This window comes from Salinicola sp. RZ23, from assembly GCF_003206675.1.
Lineage (GTDB): Bacteria > Pseudomonadota > Gammaproteobacteria > Pseudomonadales > Halomonadaceae > Salinicola > Salinicola endophyticus.
The window spans coordinates 143,651-160,169 of sequence record NZ_PZJK01000013.1; the positions used below are offsets into that span (position 1 = coordinate 143,651).

Annotated in this window: 15 protein-coding genes; 3 read left to right on the plus strand and 12 right to left on the minus strand. The window is 64.5% G+C overall.

The genetic code is table 11. From position 1 onward, the window contains the following. Window positions 1–72 precede the first annotated feature (72 nt). Together DOM67_RS13205 and DOM67_RS13210 are read right to left on the minus strand one after the other, a co-directional pair. Complete coding sequence (locus DOM67_RS13205; RefSeq protein WP_110676672.1) at window positions 73–792, minus strand: ATP-binding cassette domain-containing protein; 720 nt, start codon at window positions 790–792, stop codon at window positions 73–75. Beyond that, window positions 785–2,026, minus strand: a complete 1,242-nt coding sequence (locus tag DOM67_RS13210) for a lipoprotein-releasing ABC transporter permease subunit (RefSeq protein WP_110676674.1) — start codon at window positions 2,024–2,026, stop codon at window positions 785–787. Before DOM67_RS13210 ends, DOM67_RS13205 begins: the two co-directional genes overlap by 8 nt. Window positions 2,027–2,509: 483 nt before the next feature. Between DOM67_RS13210 and DOM67_RS13215 the strand changes: the two genes are divergently transcribed. The 3 genes from DOM67_RS13215 (at window position 2,510) to DOM67_RS13225 (ending at window position 5,825) form a co-directional block, all read left to right on the plus strand. Then, on the plus strand, window positions 2,510–3,571 hold the full coding sequence (locus tag DOM67_RS13215; protein ID WP_110676676.1) for an agmatine deiminase family protein: 1,062 nt from the start codon (window positions 2,510–2,512) through the stop codon (window positions 3,569–3,571). A gap of 119 nt (window positions 3,572–3,690) precedes the next feature. Continuing rightward, window positions 3,691–4,590, plus strand: a complete 900-nt coding sequence (locus tag DOM67_RS13220) for a carbon-nitrogen hydrolase (RefSeq protein WP_110676678.1) — start codon at window positions 3,691–3,693, stop codon at window positions 4,588–4,590. 275 nt (window positions 4,591–4,865) lie between these two features. Continuing rightward, the gene (locus DOM67_RS13225) at window positions 4,866–5,825 is read left to right on the plus strand and encodes a DNA replication terminus site-binding protein (RefSeq protein ID WP_232825255.1); all 960 of its coding nucleotides are present in this window, start codon (window positions 4,866–4,868) and stop codon (window positions 5,823–5,825) included. A gap of 23 nt (window positions 5,826–5,848) precedes the next feature. Here the strand turns inward: DOM67_RS13225 and sthA are convergent, their stop codons facing one another. The 10 genes from sthA to DOM67_RS13275 all read right to left on the minus strand — a co-directional run bounded on the left by sthA (window position 5,849) and on the right by DOM67_RS13275 (window position 16,511). Next, a complete protein-coding gene (gene sthA, locus DOM67_RS13230) occupies window positions 5,849–7,240 on the minus strand; it encodes a Si-specific NAD(P)(+) transhydrogenase (RefSeq protein WP_106420335.1) in 1,392 nt (463 codons plus the stop codon). Window positions 7,241–7,386: 146 nt separating this feature from the next. Further along, complete coding sequence (gene nqrM / locus DOM67_RS13235; protein WP_110676680.1) at window positions 7,387–7,644, minus strand: (Na+)-NQR maturation NqrM; 258 nt, start codon at window positions 7,642–7,644, stop codon at window positions 7,387–7,389. Then, complete coding sequence (locus tag DOM67_RS13240) at window positions 7,641–8,711, minus strand: FAD:protein FMN transferase (protein WP_232825256.1); 1,071 nt, start codon at window positions 8,709–8,711, stop codon at window positions 7,641–7,643. Before DOM67_RS13240 ends, nqrM begins: the two co-directional genes overlap by 4 nt. Then, the gene (gene nqrF / locus DOM67_RS13245) at window positions 8,708–9,940 is read right to left on the minus strand and encodes an NADH:ubiquinone reductase (Na(+)-transporting) subunit F (protein WP_110676682.1); all 1,233 of its coding nucleotides are present in this window, start codon (window positions 9,938–9,940) and stop codon (window positions 8,708–8,710) included. The genes DOM67_RS13240 and nqrF overlap by 4 nt, the downstream gene beginning before the upstream one ends. Window positions 9,941–9,974: 34 nt before the next feature. Continuing rightward, window positions 9,975–10,595 carry an NADH:ubiquinone reductase (Na(+)-transporting) subunit E gene (nqrE, locus tag DOM67_RS13250; RefSeq protein ID WP_035474533.1) on the minus strand — a complete coding sequence of 207 codons (621 nt, stop codon included), beginning with the start codon at window positions 10,593–10,595 and terminating at the stop codon, window positions 9,975–9,977. Further along, the gene (locus DOM67_RS13255; RefSeq protein WP_110676684.1) at window positions 10,588–11,268 is read right to left on the minus strand and encodes an NADH:ubiquinone reductase (Na(+)-transporting) subunit D; all 681 of its coding nucleotides are present in this window, start codon (window positions 11,266–11,268) and stop codon (window positions 10,588–10,590) included. Before DOM67_RS13255 ends, nqrE begins: the two co-directional genes overlap by 8 nt. 2 nt (window positions 11,269–11,270) lie before the next feature. Continuing rightward, window positions 11,271–12,050: a Na(+)-translocating NADH-quinone reductase subunit C gene (locus DOM67_RS13260; RefSeq protein ID WP_110676686.1), complete on the minus strand. Its 780-nt coding sequence runs from the start codon at window positions 12,048–12,050 to the stop codon at window positions 11,271–11,273. Beyond that, a complete protein-coding gene (locus DOM67_RS13265; RefSeq protein WP_110676688.1) occupies window positions 12,047–13,279 on the minus strand; it encodes an NADH:ubiquinone reductase (Na(+)-transporting) subunit B in 1,233 nt (410 codons plus the stop codon). Before DOM67_RS13265 ends, DOM67_RS13260 begins: the two co-directional genes overlap by 4 nt. A gap of 106 nt (window positions 13,280–13,385) precedes the next feature. Then, window positions 13,386–14,735: a Na(+)-translocating NADH-quinone reductase subunit A gene (locus DOM67_RS13270; protein ID WP_110676690.1), complete on the minus strand. Its 1,350-nt coding sequence runs from the start codon at window positions 14,733–14,735 to the stop codon at window positions 13,386–13,388. A gap of 324 nt (window positions 14,736–15,059) precedes the next feature. Further along, on the minus strand, window positions 15,060–16,511 hold the full coding sequence (locus DOM67_RS13275) for a glyceraldehyde-3-phosphate dehydrogenase (RefSeq protein WP_110676692.1): 1,452 nt from the start codon (window positions 16,509–16,511) through the stop codon (window positions 15,060–15,062). Between the last annotated feature and the right edge of the window lie 8 nt (window positions 16,512–16,519).

Genomic DNA, 16,519 nt, shown 5'->3' on the forward strand with positions numbered 1-16,519 from the left:
GCCCCAAAACGACGCCGCCCTGAACGATTGATCGTCCAGGGCGGCGCGGGCTTTAGTCAGTCGTGCGCGGTGTCAGGCGGGCGTCAGTCGCCCCTTGTCGAGGCGCAGCTTGCGATGCTGATGATCGGCAACCGCTGGATCATGGGTGACCACCACGAAGGCGCACTCGGTACTCGAGGCGAGCTCATCCATCAGTGCGAGTATGTTCGACGCGGTGGTCTGGTCCAGATTGCCGGTGGGCTCGTCCATCAGCACCAGGCTGGGATCGGTGACCAGCGCCCGCGCGATCGCCACGCGCTGACGCTCACCGCCGGAGAGCTCACCCGGCTTGTGGTCGCCGCGCGGCGCCATGCCCACCCGGGTCAGCAGCTCCAGCGAGCGCGCTATCGCCGCCTTGCGCGACTGCCCGCGGATGATCAGCGGCAGCGCCACGTTCTCGGCGGCGGTGAACTCCGCCAATAGATGGTGGAACTGGTAGACGAAGCCGACGTAGCGATTGCGGAAGCGCCCCAGCGCCGCTTCGCCGAACCCCGCCAGAGAACGCCCGCCGATCACCACCTCGCCGCCGCTGGGACGGTCGAGCCCCCCCAGCAGATTGAGCAGCGTGGTCTTGCCCGACCCCGAGCTGCCCACCACCGCCACTCGCTCGCCCGCCGCGACCTGCAGATCGAGATGGTCGAGCACGGTGATGTCCTGCGGCCCTTCGCTGTAGACCCGGGTCAACTGCCGGCAGTCCAGCATCGGCTCGCCATGTGCCGCCCCAGACCTGCGATCGATGGATACATCACTCATAGCGCAGCACCTCCGCGGGCTGGATTCGAGCCGCCCGCCAGGCGGGATAGAGCGTCGAGATGAAGGTCAGCACAAAGGCGCTGGAGACGATCACCCAGACATCGTCCCACTCCAGTCGCGACGGCAGATAGCTGATGAAATAGACGTTGGGGTCGAGGAACTGGATGCCGGTCACCGACTGGAACCAGGCAATGATGTCCGACACACTCAGCGCCAGCGCGATACCCGCGACCACGCCAAGCACGATGCCGATGATGCCGATCGCCAACCCCTGGACAACGAAGATGCCCATGATCGAGCGCGGCGTCGCACCGATGGTGCGCAGAATGGCGATATCGGCGTGCTTGTCAGTGACCACCATCACCAGGGTGGAGACGATATTGAACGCCGCCACGGCCACGATCACCATCAGCAGCAGGCCGATCATGTGCTTCTCCATCTGAATCGCCTGGAACAGATTGCCGTGGGTGTAGGTCCAGTCCAGTCCGCGATAGCCGGCCCCCAGCGAGCTGACGATATCGCGGGTCACGGGGCCGGCCTTGAACAGGTCATCGAGCTCCAGACGCAGGCCATCGACCTTGTCGCCGAGACGCGCCAGCGCCTGCATGTCTTCGATGTTGGCATAGGCCAGGTTGGCGTCGAGATCGGCGCCCACCTTGAAGATGCCGCTGACGGTGAAACGCTTGAGCCGCGGGAAGACGCCGCCCGGCGTGATCGAGGCTTCCGGCACCAACAGCGTCACACGGTCGCCGACCCCGACGCCCAGATTGCGTGCCAGCAGGTCGCCCAGAATCACGTTCCAGCTTCCCGGCGTCAGGTCATCGAGGGAACCGGCCTGCATGTGCTTGCCGATGATCGACACCTTGCGCTCGTACTCGGGCTGGATACCGGTCACCAGCGCCCCCTGGGTGCGCCCGCCCGCGGAGAACATGCCCTGTTGCCGCACGTAAGGCGCGACTGCGACGACGTCACGATGGTGGCTCACCCGCTCGGCCAAGGCCTTCCAGTCGCGCATGCCACCCATCTGCTCGATGCGTGAATGCGGCACCATGCCCAGCACACGCGTGCGCAGCTCGTGATCGAAACCGTTCATCACCGAGAGCACCAGGATGAGCACCGCCACACCCAGGGCCAGGCCCAGCATGGAGGTCAACGAAATGAAGGAGATGAAGTGGTTACGGCGTTTGGCCCGGACGTATCTCAGGCCCACCAGAAAGGGTAAACGGTCGAGCATCAGGTTGGGTTCCTTGTCAGCAGCGGCTCATGTTACGGGTTTTGATGCGCCCCGCAAACGCTTGATCCAGGCCGCTGTTCCGCGCGACATCCGGCAAGCGTCATCGCATTGTCAACCATCGAGAACAGACTCGTAGCCTCAGGCGCCTCCGCCCGTCGCGACAGCCAGTGAAAGGTGGGCCAGGCCTGCCACGCGGAGCGCGCTATCGCCCGATCAGAACAGTCTTGGGTAACCGTCGAATAGGCCGCCATGCGACACCGCCGCGCAGCTGAGGCGAGCCAATCGGCCAGGAGACAGACACCGCTCGGCGTGAAATTCCACAGCTTGCTAGACTGGCGATCAGAGCTGAGACGCTGCCAGGCCGTCAGAGGTTCCCTGCCGACGCTGACATCGCGCTTGCATCGCCCCGGCCAGGCTCTAAAATGCCGCGTCCTCCGGCATCCGTGCCACCCTTCGCCGCCACCATCCGCCATGGAGACCGCCTTGACCCCGCGCCTGCTTCCGGAGTGGCATCCCCAGGATGCCGTGCAACTCACCTGGCCCACGCCCACCAGCGACTGGGCGCCGCTGCTCGACACCATCGAAGCGACGCTCGAGGCGATGGTGGTGGCGATCGCCCGCTATCAGCCGGTGCTGGTGTGCGTCCACGACGCCATCCAACGCGAGCGACTGACGCAGCGTTTCGACGCCCTCGGCGTCGACCCGCAGCGACGTGCCCTGGTCATCGCCGACAGCGACGATACCTGGGCCCGCGACCATGGGCCGATTGCCGTCTCCCGCGACGGCGCGATCAGCCTGCTCGACTACGTCTTCACCGGCTGGGGCGGCAAGTTCCCGGCCACACGCGATGATCGACTCAGCCGCGCGCTGGCCGCCCAGGGCGTGTTCCAGGCGCCGTTGACGAGCCAGGACCTGGTCCTCGAGGGCGGCGCCATCGAGAGCGATGGCGAAGGCACGCTACTGACCACCAGTGCCTGTCTGCTCAACCCAAACCGCAACCCGGCGCTCGACCGTGCCGCGGTCGAAGCGCGCCTGTGCCGGGATCTCGGCGCCTCACGGGTGCTGTGGCTCGAGCACGGCCATCTCGAGGGCGACGACACCGATAGCCACATCGATACCCTGGCGCGCTTCTGCGATGCCGCCAGCATCGCCTACGTGCGCTGCGACGACCCCGAGGATACGCACTACGCCGAGCTCGCCGCCATGGAGCGCGAGATTCAAGATCTGCGTCGCGAAGATGGCTCGCCCTATCGACTCTTCGCGCTGCCCTGGCCAAAGGCCTGCCACGATCCCGACGACGGTCACCGCCTGCCGGCCACCTACGCCAACTTCCTGATCATCAACGGCGCGGTGCTGGTACCGACCTATGGCGACGCCGCCGACTTCCGCGCCCTCGAGGTACTGAAGGCGGCGTTCCCCGACCGTGATCTGATTCCGATCGACTGTCGTGCCGTGATCCGCCAGCATGGCAGTCTGCACTGCCTGACCATGCAGTTGCCCCGCGGATCGCTGGCGCCCACGCTGTTCTCGGCGGACGCCGACTGAGTGAGCACCGCCCAGCAGCGTGTCGCCGCTGTCGTCAGTGCACGACGATCACCGCATCATGGTCATCGCATCGCCACCGCATGACTGCTACCGCACTATTGCCACCACAAGGAGGAGGCATGTCCCAGACACTCAAGGTCGGCCTGGTTCAACAACAGGCGTGGCCCGACAAGCAGCAGAGCCTTGCCGTCAGTGCCGAGGGTATCCGCGACCTCGCTGCCCAGGGCGCTCAGCTGGTGCTGCTGCAGGAGCTGCACGCCACGCACTACTTCTGCCAGTGCGAAGATGCGGACCTGTTCGATCTCGCCGAGCCACTGGACGGCCCGACTGCGCAGACCCTGGCCGAGCTGGCACGCGAGCTCGACATCGTCATCGTCGGCTCGATCTTCGAGCGCCGCGCCGCCGGGGTCTACCACAACACCGCAGTGGTCATGGATCGCGCCAAGGGGCGCGTGGGCCACTACCGCAAGATGCACATCCCTGATGATCCGGGCTTCTACGAGAAGTTCTACTTCACCCCCGGTGACGGCGACGAGCGCCAGGGCTTCGAGCCGATCGACACCTCGGTGGGTCGCCTCGGCGTGCTGGTGTGCTGGGACCAGTGGTACCCGGAAGCCGCACGCCTGATGGCACTGGCGGGTGCCGATCTGCTGCTCTATCCCACCGCGATCGGCTGGCATCCGCCGGACGATCAGCCCGAGAAGCAGCGCCAGAAGGATGCCTGGACCCTGATCCAGCGCTCCCACGGCGTGGCCAATGGCCTGCCGGTGGTGGTCGCCAATCGGGTCGGCCATGAGCCGGATCTGACCAAGGTGAGCGACGGCATCGACTTCTGGGGCGGCAGCTTCATCTGCGGCCCGCAGGGTGAGCTGCTCGCTCACGCCGGCGAAGAGAGCGAAAACCTCCTGGTCGAACTGGACATGCGCCGCAGTGAGCAGGTGCGCCGCATGTGGCCCTACCTGCGCGATCGCCGCGTCGACGCCTATGGCGACCTGACCAGACGCTACCGCGACCGCTGAACGACCGCGTGCACCGGACGGCCGGCCGTGCTCACGTCACGGCCGGCCAATGTCCTCATGGCCGAGGGCATCACCCGTTCACCGCACCCCACGGATCTCTCCCTGTCAGTTCGTGATGTCGCCGCCGGAGCTCTCCCTCAGGGCGAGTCGTCATCGGCGCCCAGACACACACCACCACACCTGCCGAACCCTCATGCCCGGCAATCCGCTATCCCGACGTTGAACTGGCTATAAGATAACGGTATAAACTGATCAAAAACGTCGCGGAGTGGCTTATGGAACTGCAATACCGGCTGCTGGCCGAGCTGGAGTCGGATTTCGACGAATTGATCGCCGCCGCCGATCAGCTTGCCAGCACCTACGCCGAGGCGCCGACGCCGGCCTGGGCACTGGGCGACGTCGCCATCGATGCCGCCTGGCTCCGCCGAGCCCTGACCGACTTCTGGTACCAGGATGGGCAGGATGGGCGCGAGACGCGCAGCTATATCGGGCTGATCGTCGCCAGCCCCGAGCTGATGACGGCGGTCGAGACGGTCAACGCCGCCAAGGCGCGCTTCGCTGCCACCCTCAAGCACATTCGCGAAGCCGCGCCGCGACTGGTGCCCGAGATCAAGGCGGTGCTGCCCTTTCGCCATCCGGCGCTGCACGATCATCTGCGCGGCCAGGGCTTGGCGCGGCTGCATCTCAAGCAGTGCTGGCGCCAGCTGCCGATCGCCGATGCCCCGGTCTCGCGGGTACGCCTGGCGTGGTATACCAGCGGCCGCTCGATCAAGCGTCTGAGTGTGGCCGACGCCGAGGCGCGGCTGGCACGCATGGACACCGCCGGCGCCCATATCCGCATCCAGCTGCGCAAGTTGGGCGACATTCCCAGCGACGAGCCGCTGGCGCAGATCCAGAACCAGGCTCCGGTGATGCGCGCCAACCTGTTCTTCCGCGAAGCGCTGGCGGATGGCCGTCAGCGGCGCGCCATGAACCTGCCGCTGCCGCTGTTCATCCCCGACCCGACCCTCAGGCTGCCCGACCACAACGCCCCGCCGCTACAGCCACCGGCGAGTCGCACCCGGGCCAAGCGATCGGACCAGCGCCTGGAAGACGAACCCTTCCTGCCCAGCCTGCGGGTCTACCGCTACCGCAACCCGGCGCTGCAACTGGCCGAAGCGCGCGAGCGTCAGGCGCGCGAGCAGGCCTCAAGAGGGCCAGAAACATCAACGCCCGGCGAGGAGGCCGGGCGCTGAGGGCGAGCCGTTAGCCGCGCACGTCAGAACAGCCGATTGAGTCCGTTCTGCGCGGCGATACGATAGGCCTCGGCCATGGTGGGATAGTTGAAGGTGGTATTGATGAAGTAGCGCAAGGTGTTGGCTTCGCCCTGCTGCTGCATGATCGCCTGACCGATGTGCACGATCTCGGAGGCCTGGTCACCGAAGCAGTGAATCCCCAGGATCGCGAGGGTTTCGCGATGGAACAGGATCTTGAGCATACCGGCGGTGTCACCGGTGATCTGCGCCCGCGCGGTATCCTTGAAGAACGCCTGGGCCACTTCGTAGGGCACCTTGGCCTCGGTCAGCTCGCGCTCGGTCTTGCCCACCGAGCTGATCTCCGGAATGGTGTAGATCCCGGTGGGAATATCGTCGACGAAGCGGAAGTCGCCGCCCAGAAACTCGTCACTGGCGTTGCGCCCCTGATCGTAGGCGGCGCTGGCCAGGCTGGGCCAGCCGATCACATCGCCCACCGCATAGATGTGCGGGATCGCAGTGCGGTAGTGATCATCGACCTGCAGCTGGCCGCGGCCGTTGGGCTCGAGGCCGATCGTCTCCAGGCCCAGCTCGTCGGTGTTGCCGGTACGCCCGTTGGCCCACAGGAAGGCATCGGCGCGCAGCCGCTTGCCCGACTCGAGATTGACCACCACCCCCGACTCGTCACCCTCGACGCTGCGATACTCCTCGTTGTGCCGGATCAACACACCGTTGTTGCGCAGCTCGTAGGAGAGCGCGTCGCTGATCTCGTCATCCAGGAACGACAGCAGCCGCTCACGGGTGTCGATCAGATCGACCTTGACCCCGAGCCCCGAGAAGATCGAGGCGTACTCGGAGCCGATCACCCCGGCCCCGTAGATGATCAGCGTGCGCGGCGTGTGCGACAGCCCGAGGACGGTATCCGAGCAGTAGATACGCGGATGGCGGAAATTGACGTCCGCCGGCCGATACGGGCGCGAACCGGTGGCGATCACGAACTGCCGCGCGCTCAGCTCCTCGACACCCTCGTGGTTGTCACGCACCACCACGGTGTTCTCATCGCGGAAGCGTGCGGTGCCGAAGAACAGGTCGATCCGGTTGCGCGAATAGAACTTGGTGCGCAGCTCGACCTGCTGGTCGATGGTGACCCGCGAGCGCTCGAGCACCTTGGGGAACGAAAACCAGCGCGGCTCGCCGATATCGCGGAACATGCGGTTGGTGTTGAACTGCATGATCTGCTTGACCTGATGCCGCAGCGCCTTGGAGGGTATCGTGCCCCAGTGGGTGCAGTTCCCGCCTACCGACGACTGTCGCTCGACCACCGCGACCCGCTGGCCGTGCTTGGCCGCATTGATGGCGGCACTCTCCCCGGCGGGGCCCGAACCGATCACGACGACATCGTAGTTGTAGACTGCCATGGATTTCGCCTGCTCCTTGACTTGGCTAATTCTGAAGATGGTGGGCAAAAACGCCGGTGCGGTCGTCATCGCGACCGCACCGGACCGCCAGTCGGCGGGTATCGACTCTCGAGACGGCAACCGGGGCCACCATACGGCGGCCCGGCTCAGCGCTTGATGGCGTCGTAACCGAGATCGGCGCCACGATTCTCGTCGCTGCGCCGACGTGCGCCCACCGCATTCTTGCGGCTCTCCTCCTCGCACACCTGGTCGTTGCCACCGCAGATGTCACAGCCGTCCTTCAATCCCAGGGTGTTGAGTCCCCCACAGGAGCCACTGATCGGCTTGCGCCCCACAATGACCCCGATCGCCATGCCGGCAACCAGCAGCAGCATGAGAGCGAAGGCCAGAATCCAGATCATCATGATTGCGTCTCCTCATCGGCGTCCGCGAGATAGGCCTGAAAGGCGTCGGATGCCCGCGTCTCGAACCCATCGGCCGTCTTGACCACCAGATAGACCGCGAGCTTTTCCCGCTGGGCCATCTGCATGCCCGCCTCGGGACCGAGCACGTCGATCGCCGTGGCCAGGGCGTCCGCGGTCATGCAGTCAGGGGCGATGACCGTCACCGACACTAGATGGTGCTTGATCGGCCGCCCGGTGCGCGGATCGATGGTATGTGAATAGCGCTCGCCGTCATCCTCGAAGTAGTTGCGGTAGTCCCCCGAGGTGGCGACGGCGGCAGCGTCGAGTTCAATGATACGCTGCACGCTGCGCTCGTACGAGATCGGTTTTTCCACCGCGATCCGCCACGGCTCACCGCCGGGCTTGTCACCATGGGTGCGGATCTCGCCGCCGACCTCGACCAGATAGCGCTCGACCCCGGCGGCCTCGAGCGCCCGGGCTGCCTGATCGACACCATAGCCCTTGGCGATCCCCGAGAGATCGACATAGACCGGTTTGGTCTTGGTCAGGGTATTGCCGTCGAGCTCGAGCGCGCGGTAATCCACCGACTTCAGGGCCTGGGCGATCTGGGCGTCATCCGGCACCCGATCGGGATGCTTGTCGGGGCCGAATCCCCACAGATTGACCGCATTGCCCACGGTGACATCGAAGGCGCCATGGGAGAGTTTGCCGATACGGATCGCCTCGCGAATCACCGCTGCGGTCTCCGGCGACAGCGTGAAGGGCTCACCCACCGGCGTGCGATTGAAGCGCGACAGCTCCGAGTCCGGCTTGTAGGTCGACATCAGCTGGTCGACCTGCTGCAGCGCCGCCTTGACCGAGTCCTCGATCTGCGCAAGCTGGGCGTCGTCGTAGTCACCGTAGAAGGTGATGTGGAAGCCGGTGCCGTAGATCGGCCCCTCGAGCCGATAGGACTGCGGTTCACGCTGGCAGCCGGCCAGCACCACGGCCATCGCCATGACCAACGACAGCAGGGCCAACCCCCGAAGGATTGGCCCTGCCATCTTGCGCGTGGGTCGCGGCGTCATCCGCCGAAGTCATCCAGCATGATGTTCTCCGGCTCGACCCCGAGATCGGTGAGCATCTTGATCACCGAGGCGTTCATCATCGGCGGCCCGCACATGTAGTACTCGCAATCCTCCGGCGCCGGATGGTCCTTGAGATAGTTCTCGTAGAGGACGTTGTGGATGAACCCGGTCGGGCCCTCCCAGTTGTCCTCCGGCTGCGGATCGGAGAGCGCCAGGTGCCAGTCGAAGTTGTCGAACTCCTCGGCCAGCTGGTCGTACTCTTCGTTGTAGAAGGTCTCGCGCCAGGAGCGTGCACCGTACCAGAACGACATCTTGCGCTTGGACTTGAGACGCTTGAGCTGGTCGAAGATATGGCTACGCATCGGTGCCATGCCGGCGCCACCACCGATGAATACCATTTCGGCGTCGGTATCCTTGGCGAAGAACTCGCCGAACGGCCCCATGACCGTGACCTTGTCACCCGCCTTGAGACTGAACACGTAGGTCGACATCAGCCCCGGCGGATGGCTCGACTTGGGCGGCGGTGTGGCGATACGGATGTTGAACTTGAGGATACCCTTCTCTTCCGGGTAGTTCGCCATCGAGTAGGCACGAATGATCTCCTCGTCATTCTTGTGCGAGATGTTGAACAGCCCGAACTTCTCCCAATCGCCGCGGTACTCCTGCTCGATATCGAAGTCGGAGAACTTGACGTCGTAGGGCGGTGCCACCAGCTGCACGTAGCCGCCGGCACGGAAAGCCACTTCCTCCCCCTCCGGCAGCTTCAGGTTGAGCTCCTTGATGAAGGTGGCGACGTTGGGGTTCTCGATGACCTCACACTCCCACTTCTTCACCCCGAAGACCTCGTCGGGCACGCGGATCTTCATGTCCTGCTTCACCGGCACCTGGCACGAGAGACGCCAACCCTCGTTCTTCTCGCGCATGGTGAAGTGCGACTCCTCGGTGGGCAGGATCGAACCGCCGCCCTCCTGGACCCGGCACTTGCACTGCGCGCAGGTGCCACCGCCGCCGCACGCCGACGACAGGAAGATGCCATTGGCGGCCAGCGTCTGCAGCAGCTTGCCGCCGGCCTGGGTGGTCACGGTGTTGTCGGGATCGCCATTGATCTCGATCGCCACGTCGCCGCTGCTCACCAGCCGCGAGCGCGCGGCCAGGATCACCGCAACCAGACCCAGCACGATCACGGTGAACATGACGACGCCGAGCACGATGATAGATGTATCGACCATGTCGGTTTCCTATTTGCCTAGATTGCGTTGGGCGTCAGAGCTGAATGCCGGAGAAGGACATGAAGCCCAGCGACATCAGACCGGCCGTGATGAAGGTGATGCCGAGACCCTGCAGGCTCGCCGGCACGTCACTGTACTTGAGCTTCTCACGGATACCCGCCAGGGCCATGATCGCCAGCGCCCAGCCAGCGCCGGCACCGGCACCGTAGATCACCGACTCGCCGAAGGTATAGTCGCGCTGCACCATGAACAGCGACGCACCCATGATGGCGCAGTTGACCGTGATCAGCGGCAGGAAGACACCCAGCGCGTTGTAGAGCGCCGGCACGAACTTGTCGAGGAACATCTCCAGGATCTGCACGATCGCCGCGATCACGCCGATGTAGCTCAGAAGCCCCAGGAAGCTGAGGTCGATCTTGTCGGCCCCGGGGATGCCGGTCCAGCTCAGCGCGCCCGCCTTGAGCAGATAGTTGAGGATCAGGTTGTTCATCGGCACCGTGATGGTGAGCACCACCACGACCGCGATGCCCAGACCGATGGCCGAGGAGATCTTCTTCGACACGGCGAGGAAGGTACACATGCCGAGGAAGAAGGCCAGCGCCATGTTCTCGACGAAGACCGCCTTCACGAACAGGCTAACGTAGTGCTCAAACATTGGCGGTCTCCTTGATCTTGGCCTTGCTGTTGGCAACGATGCGGTATTCGGTCTTCTCGACCTGCTCCGGGTTGAACCAGCGCAGCACCCAGATGAACAGGCCGATGACGAAGAACGCCGACGGCGGCAGCAACATCAGGCCGTTGGGAACGTACCAGCCGCCGTTCTGCACCGTCGGCAGCACGGTCATGCCGAACACGCTGCCCGAGCCCAGCAGTTCACGCACGAAACCCACGATCAGCAGGATCACGGCATAGCCGAGACCATTGCCGACCCCGTCCAGGAAGCTCATCACCGGGCCGTTCTGCATGGCGTAGGCCTCGGCACGCCCCATGACGATACAGTTGGTGATGATCAGACCGACGAACACCGACAGCTGCTTGGACATGTCGTAGGCGTAGGCACGCAGCACCTGGTCGACCACGATCACCAGCGAGGCGATGATCGTCATCTGCACGATGATGCGGATCGACGACGGGATATGGTTGCGGATCAGCGAGACGAACAGGTTCGAGAACGCGGTCACCGCGATCACCGCCAGCCCCATGACCAGCGACACGCTCATCGAGTTGGTCACCGCCAGCGCCGAACAGATCCCCAGCACCTGCAGCGCGATGGGGTTGTTCTTGAACACCGGCGAGAGGACGACGTCTCTTACGGAGTCTTTGGCCATGGTCACGCTCCTCCTTGGGAATCGTCATGGAACCGGGCGAGATAGGGCGCGAAGCCCTCGTCACTCAGCCAGAACCGCAACATGTTGGTGACGCCTCGACTGGTCAGCGAGGCACCCGACAGCGCATCGACCTGATACTCGCCGCTGGCGCCGCCTTTCACGAGATGAATCTTCGGATCCTGATAGTCGCCGTCGGCGTAGATCTTCTTGCCATCCCACTTGGCCTTCCAGCGCGGGTTGTCCACCTCGCCGCCGAGTCCGGGGGTCTCGGACTGATCATAGTAGGACAGCCCGACGATGGTATTGCCATCGCCGCGCACCGACAAGAAGCCCTCCATCAGGCCCCACAGCCCCTGGCCGCGGATCGGCAGCACGATCTGCTCGGGGTCGTCGGGATCGCCGACCAGATAGACCGTGGCGTAGTTCTCCTGACGCCCGATACCGGCCAGATCCTCCTGCCCCGACAGGGTGCGAGAGGTCGCCGGGTCCTTGGCCGCTTCGAACTGGTCATAGGTCTCGGGATCGAGATTGTCGGCGTACTTGCCGGTCTTCAGATCGACGACACGCGGGGTGATCAGCTCGGCGTACTTCTTGTCGACGTTGTCACCCGGCTTGTAGAGCTCGGTCACCTGCAGGATGTTGGACTTGCGGTCCAGCTCCTGATTCTGCACCTGCTTGGGCTTGAGCACCACCGCAGCGGACGAGACCACCACGGAGCACACCACGCAGAGCGAAAATGCCACGATGAGCGTCTTCTTGATCGAGTTGTTGCTCGCCATCAGACAGCCTCCTTCTCGGCGGGCAGCACGGCAGCCAGGCGCTTGTGACGCCGCTTGACGTTGGCCTGCACGAAGATGTGATCAATGAGCGGCGCAAACAGGTTGGCGAACAGGATCGCCAGCATGATGCCCTCGGGGAACGCCGGGTTGACGACGCGGATGAGTACCGTCATCACGCCGATCAGGACACCGAAGATCAGCTTGCCAGGGTTGGTCATGGAGGCCGACACCGGGTCGGTGGCCATGAACACCATGCCGAAGGCGAAGCCCCCCAGCACCAAGTGCCAGTACCACGGCATCGCGAACATCGGATTGCTGTCGGAGCCGACGACGTTGAACAGCGCCGAGGTCAGGATCATGCCGAGCATGACACCGCCCATGATGCGCCAGGAAGCGATACGCGTCAGCAGCAGCACCGCCGCGCCGAGCAGGATCGCCAGGGTCGAGGTCTCGCCCATGGACCCCATGATGAAACCGAAGAAAGCGTCCAGCCAGCTGTACTGCTGGTGCAGGCCATCCATGCCGTTGAGCGCGGCGTTGGAGAGCGCGGTCGCGCCGGTGTAGCCATCGGCCGGCACCCACACGCTGTCGCCCGAGATCTGCGCCGGGTAGGCAAAATAGAGGAAGGCACGCCCGGTCAGCGCCGGGTTGAGGAAGTTCTTGCCGGTGCCGCCGAAGATCTCCTTGCCGATCACCACGCCGAAGCTGATGCCCAGCGCCACCTGCCACAGCGGAATGGTCGCCGGCAGGGTCAGCGCAAACAGCACGGAGGTGACGAAGAAGCCTTCGTTGACCTCATGGCCGCGCTTGATCGCGAACAGCACTTCCCAGAAGCCGCCGACCACGAAAGTGACGAAGTAGATCGGCAGGAAAAAAGTCGCCCCGAGCACGAAATTGGCCCAGATGCTGCCCGGATCGTGGCTACCGGCCAGTGCCAGGGTGATCGCCTCGCGCCAGCCGCCCATGGCCTGGAAGCCGCTGGCGATGGCGGTGTTGGCCTGATAGCCGGCGTTGTACATGCCGAAGAACATCGCCGGGAAGGTGCACAGCCACACCGTGATCATGATGCGCTTGAGGTCGATGCCGTCGCGCACGTGCGTCATGCTCTTGGTGACGCTGGGCGGCGAGTAGAAGATCGTGTCCACCGCCTCATACAGGGCGTAGAACTTCTCGTACTTCCCGCCCTTCTCGAAATGAGGCTCCAGCTTGTCGAGCGTGTTGCGAATACCCATCGTCAGGCCTCTTTCTCGATCATGGTCAGGTTGTCACGTGGACCCGGAACGAGACCGTACTCGTACGAGGTCGGGACATCAGGCAAGTTGCGAATCCTCATCTCCGTCAGGCCTCTTTCTCGATCATGGTCAGGTTGTCACGCAGGATCGGACCGTACTCGTACTTGCCCGGGCACACATAGGTGCACAGCGAGAGATCCTCCTCATCCAGCTCGAGACAGCCGAGCTGCATGGCCGTCTCGATGTCGCCGACGATCAGCGAGCGCAGCAACTGCGTGGGCAGGATGTCCAGCGGCATGACTTTCTCATAGGCGCCAATCGGCACCATGGCGCGCTCGGAGCCATTGGTCGAGGTGTTCGGCGCATAGTTGGGCAGCCCCAGGAACTGGGAGACATAGATGCCCATCACCGAATGGCGATTGCGCCCCGGCGAGAGCCAGCCCATGAAGGCACGCTTGTTGCCCTCCTCGAGCAGCGAGAACTGGTTGTGGAAGCGCCCCAGGAACTCGCGACTGCCCTCGCACTGACTGCCACCGAAGACCGACCCCGAGATCACGCGGGTATCTTCTGGCTTGACGATCTCGCCGTCGAGCAGCTCGCTGCTGCTGGCGCCGAGACGCGTACGCACCAGACGCGGATTGTTGGCCCGCGGGCCGCCGATCGCCACCACACGGCTGGTATCGAGCACGCCGTCGACGAACAGCTTGCCCACCGCGATCACGTCTTGGTAGCCGAGATGCCAGACCTGACGCTGCAGGCCGACCGGCGACAGATGATGAATGTGCGTCCCCACCAGACCGGCGGGATGCAGACCGTCGAAGCCCTCGGCCTGGATACCCTCGAGCTCGTCGCCCGGGAGCTGCGCCGAACCTCGGCGGCACACGAACACCTTGCCCGGCGTCAGGTGGCGTAGCGCCTGCAGACCGTGGCGGAACGCCTCGGCATCGGCATCGATCACCACCTTGGGGTCCGCCGCCAGCGGATGGGTATCGATCGCGGTGACGAAGAGATCCGCAGGCACCGCATCGAGCTCCGGGGTGCGCGAGAACGGACGCGTACGCAGTGCCGTCCACAGCCCCGATTCGACCAGTTGCTCGACCACCTGCTCACGCGACAGGCTCGCCAGCGCGTCGGCGCCGTGGGCGGTGAAGCTCACGCTCTGCTCGTCTTCGTCGAGCTTGATCACCACCGACAGCAGACGCCGCTTCTCGCCGCGATGGATGGCCACCACCTCACCCGCGCCCGGGGCGGTAAAACGCACACCCGCCACCTTCTTGTCGGTGAACAGCAGCTGGCCCCGCTTGACGCGGTCGCCCTCGCGGACCTCCATGGTCGGCTTCATGCCGACGTAGTCGGTCCCGAGCAGCGCCACGTGACGCACGGCTCGTCCGGCGTCGATACGCTGCTCCGGCGCCCCCGCGATGGGGAGATCCAGGCCTCGTTTGACTTCGATCATAGTCTCGCCCAGTTATCGAATCTGATTGACGTAAGGAAAGAGTTTCGACGGACGCCGAGGCACCCCCGCTCGACCGCGGTAGCGCCGTGGAGTCAGGAGACAGCGTCACGGACTTCGAATGCTTTTCTTATCAGAAAGGGTGACTTCCATGACCCGTGCGCGGCACGGACCACGCCAAAAAACGCGCACCAGTATAATGAGAGAGGCCCCGAAAGACCACTCATCCAGCCCCTTCACTCCCCCCACAATAACGAAAAAGTCCCGACGGCGCCGGGACTTGTCTACGACCAAAGTCTAACTCATGCCGCGCTGGCGGCGGCCACCTCAGGGGGTGGCCGGCAGGTAGCGATGGCGCACGTTGGACATGTGCTGGAGGATGCGCACCACCTGACAGCTATAGCCGAACTCATTGTCGTACCAGACGTAGAGTACCGCATGCTTGTCGTTGGCGATGGTCGCCTTGGCATCGATCACCCCGGCATGGCGGTTGCCGACGAAGTCCGACGATACCACCTCGGGGGAGTCGACGTAGTCGATCTGCTTGTGCATCGGCGAGTGCAGCGCAGTCTGGCGCAGGTACTCGTTGAGCGCCTCGCGCTCGGTGCCCCGCTCCAGCGTCAGATTGAGAATCGCCATCGAGACGTTGGGGGTGGGCACGCGAATGGCGTTGCCGGTGAGCTTGCCGGAAAGCTCGGGCAGCGCCTTGGCCACCGCCTTGGCCGCGCCAGTCTCGGTCAACACCATGTTGAGCGGTGCACTGCGCCCGCGGCGATCGCCCTTGTGATAGTTGTCGATCAGGTTCTGGTCGTTGGTATAGGAGTGCACCGTCTCGACGTGGCCGTGGACGATGCCGAACTCGTCGTCCATCGCCTTGAGCACCGGCACGATGGCGTTGGTGGTACACGAGGCGGCCGAGACGATGCGGTCGTCGTCGCCGATCGTGGCGTGGTTGATACCGTGCACCACGTTCTTGAGATCGCCCTTGCCCGGTGCGGTCAGCAGCACCTTGGCCACGCCCTTGGCGGCCAGATGCTGGGACAGCCCTTCACGGTCGCGCCACTTGCCGGTGTTGTCGACGACGATGGCATGGTCGATGCCGTAGGCGGTGTAGTCGACCTCGGCCGGCGCGTCGGCATAGATGACCTGGATCACGTGACCGTTGGCGATCAGCGCCTGGCGCTCGCGGTCGACGTCGATCGAGCCCGAGAAAGGTCCGTGGACCGAGTCGCGGCGCAGCAGGCTGGCACGCTTCTCGAGATCGTCGCCGCTGCCGCGCACCACGATCGCCCGCAGTCGCAGCAGGTTGCCGCCGCCGGCCTTCTCGATCATGATCCGCGCCAGAATACGGCCGATACGGCCGAAGCCGTAGAGCACCACGTCCTGGGGTTCCCCACCCATGCCGCTGGCGTCGTGGCCACCGATGATGTCGGCCAGCTCACGCTCGAGGAAAGCGCGCACGTCGGACTCGCCGGCATGCTTGAACGCCACCGCCAGACGCCCGATGTCGATGTGCGCCGGCCCCAGGTCGAGCTCGGTCATCGCGCGCACCATGGGCAGCGTATCCGCCACCGTGAGCTCGGTACCCTCGACCTTGCGCACATAGCGATGGTTCTTGAGGATGCGCGTCACCGAGCGGTTGATCAGCGAGCGTCCGAACAGCGACGGGATCACGTTGTACTGGCGGTAGAGCTTGCCCAGCAGCGGAATCATCTCTTCCGCCTGCGCTTCGTTGTCCTGCCACTGTTGAAAAACGTGCTCGAGCTGTTGCTGACTCACGGCCGGGT

Coding starts and splice junctions, on each gene's coding strand:
- DOM67_RS13265 (WP_110676688.1), bottom strand. CDS start 13,279: ATGGGTATTCGCAACACGCTCGACAAGCTGGAGCCTCATTTCGAGAAG.
- DOM67_RS13220 (WP_110676678.1), top strand. CDS start 3,691: ATGTCCCAGACACTCAAGGTCGGCCTGGTTCAACAACAGGCGTGGCCC.
- nqrF (WP_110676682.1), bottom strand. CDS start 9,940: ATGGTCGATACATCTATCATCGTGCTCGGCGTCGTCATGTTCACCGTG.
- DOM67_RS13270 (WP_110676690.1), bottom strand. CDS start 14,735: ATGATCGAAGTCAAACGAGGCCTGGATCTCCCCATCGCGGGGGCGCCG.
- DOM67_RS13255 (WP_110676684.1), bottom strand. CDS start 11,268: ATGGCCAAAGACTCCGTAAGAGACGTCGTCCTCTCGCCGGTGTTCAAG.
- nqrE (WP_035474533.1), bottom strand. CDS start 10,595: ATGTTTGAGCACTACGTTAGCCTGTTCGTGAAGGCGGTCTTCGTCGAG.
- nqrM (WP_110676680.1), bottom strand. CDS start 7,644: ATGATGATCTGGATTCTGGCCTTCGCTCTCATGCTGCTGCTGGTTGCC.
- sthA (WP_106420335.1), bottom strand. CDS start 7,240: ATGGCAGTCTACAACTACGATGTCGTCGTGATCGGTTCGGGCCCCGCC.
- DOM67_RS13240 (WP_232825256.1), bottom strand. CDS start 8,711: ATGACGCCGCGACCCACGCGCAAGATGGCAGGGCCAATCCTTCGGGGG.
- DOM67_RS13210 (WP_110676674.1), bottom strand. CDS start 2,026: ATGCTCGACCGTTTACCCTTTCTGGTGGGCCTGAGATACGTCCGGGCC.
- DOM67_RS13205 (WP_110676672.1), bottom strand. CDS start 792: ATGAGTGATGTATCCATCGATCGCAGGTCTGGGGCGGCACATGGCGAG.
- DOM67_RS13225 (WP_232825255.1), top strand. CDS start 4,866: ATGGAACTGCAATACCGGCTGCTGGCCGAGCTGGAGTCGGATTTCGAC.